Origin of the sequence: Enterococcus sp. 12F9_DIV0723, from assembly GCF_002174375.1 — a bacterium.
Classification (GTDB): domain Bacteria; phylum Bacillota; class Bacilli; order Lactobacillales; family Enterococcaceae; genus Enterococcus_A; species Enterococcus_A gilvus.
Map to the genome: position 1 here is coordinate 1,294,292 of NZ_NIBK01000001.1, position 1,791 is coordinate 1,296,082.

2 protein-coding genes and 1 pseudogene are annotated in these 1,791 nt (G+C 38.5%); all 3 read left to right on the top strand.

Annotation, left to right across the window (positions count from 1 at the left end; translation table 11 throughout):
- Positions 1-190, top strand: a 190-nt coding sequence (locus tag A5868_RS19210; protein ID WP_217867371.1) for a hypothetical protein, incomplete at its 5' end; no start/stop codon positions are given.
- Positions 117-662: pseudogene (locus A5868_RS06290) on the top strand (ribonuclease HII); the annotation flags it as partial. The gene A5868_RS19210 and the pseudogene A5868_RS06290, both read left to right, overlap by 74 nt.
- Positions 663-718: 56 nt before the next feature.
- On the top strand, positions 719-1,573 hold the full coding sequence (dprA, locus tag A5868_RS06295; RefSeq protein ID WP_010780939.1) for a DNA-processing protein DprA: 855 nt from the start codon (positions 719-721) through the stop codon (positions 1,571-1,573).
- The last annotated feature ends 218 nt before the right edge of the window (positions 1,574-1,791 follow it).

Genomic DNA, 1,791 nt, shown 5'->3' on the forward strand with positions numbered 1-1,791 from the left:
ATGCTTTATCAGCTATGACTATCTAATAGAAATCTCGTTGCTTCTTGCAATGGGATTTTTTATTTTAAAAAAATATGGCGTATCCATGTCTATATCTGTCTCTTATACACATCTAGATGTGTATAAGAGACAGAGTGGGACGTGGTCCCTTGGCCGGTCCGGTAGTCGCTGCAGCGGTAATTTTGAATGATGAACATGCTATACTTGGTTTAAATGATTCTAAGCAGCTTTCTTCTCATAGAAGAGAGGAGCTGGTGAAAGAGATTGAAAAAAATGCTCGTGCCATCGGAATTGGTGAAGCAACTGCTGAGGAAATTGATCAGCTAAACATTTATCAGGCGACTAAAGTTGCTATGCAACGAGCAATTGATCATTTGGAAATTGCTCCGGATTGTTTACTGATTGACGCAATGGCTTTAGATAACGGCCTTCCACAGGAAAAAATTATCAAAGGTGATGCCCGTTCAGTATCAATAGCTGCTGCAAGTATTATTGCCAAAGTTTATCGAGACGAGTGGATGGCAAATTACGGAGAGCGGTATCCTGAATATGGATTTGCAAAAAATGCAGGTTACGGGACCAAAGAACATTTGAAGGCAATTGATGAACAAGGAATTTTACCCATCCACAGAAAAACTTTTGCACCAATTAAAAATAAATAAAGAATATCCCTTTTTTTTCGTATCTTTTTAGTAAAGATATGAAATGAGGGATTTTTTTGAAAAATAATTTTCTATTACGTTTGAGTTTAACAAAAGGTATCGGCGCTTTTGGCAAGCATCGTGTGTACCAATTCGCAAAGCGTCATCAACGTTGGCATTTTGATGGACTAGAGATTCGACTATTAGCCCAAACAACAAAATCCAATAATTGGAACGAATTGACAGATGATTTTTTGCACGAGATCAACTCTACCCATCACTATATTACAATTGAAGATGAAGAGTATCCAGAGACGTTGAGGCATGTCCCAACACCTCCTTTAGTCATTTTTTACAAAGGGAACATAAAATTATTAAAGAGAGATATGCTTGCTGTCGTCGGTGCTCGAGAAGCAACGAAGTATGGGTATCAAGTATTAGAAGAGTTGATGCCCGAGCTGACTAAAAGAGGATTCGTTATCGTTAGTGGCTTAGCGAAGGGGATTGATAGTTTTGCTCATCAATTTGCTATAAGCAATCAAGGAAAAACGATTGGTGTAGTTGGAACCGGCTTAGATATTTGTTATCCTAAAAGTAGTGGGAATTTGCAGATAGAAATGAGTCAACAGCATTTAGTATTAAGTGAATACCCCAATGGCACCTCGCCAGCTAAATTTCATTTCCCCATGCGTAATCGAATCATTGCCGGATTAAGTAGTGGTGTATTGGTGGTTGAAGCAAAGAAACGGAGCGGTTCACTGATCACAGCGCAACAGGCTCTGGACTATGGCAAAGATGTTTTTGTTGTTCCAGGATCCATTTTGGACGGTCGTTCTAGTGGGTGTCATCAATTGATTCAAGATGGTGCAATCTGCGTTGAAAAGGCCCAAGATATTTTTGATTCCTATGATTTGTGGAAGAAAATTCGTTAGACTTGACTTGACAAACAAAAAATGAATAGCGTATTATAGGCTACGATTTGTCAGTACTTACCGATATATAATCTGTCTCTTATACACATCTAGATGTGTATAAGAGACAGAAACCATTGGATCAACGAAATCGCGCACTATTAGAAGCTGTCTCTTATACACATCTAGATGTGTATAAGAGACAGACTTCCACGTTTTTTTTACGAGAAGGAAATTGA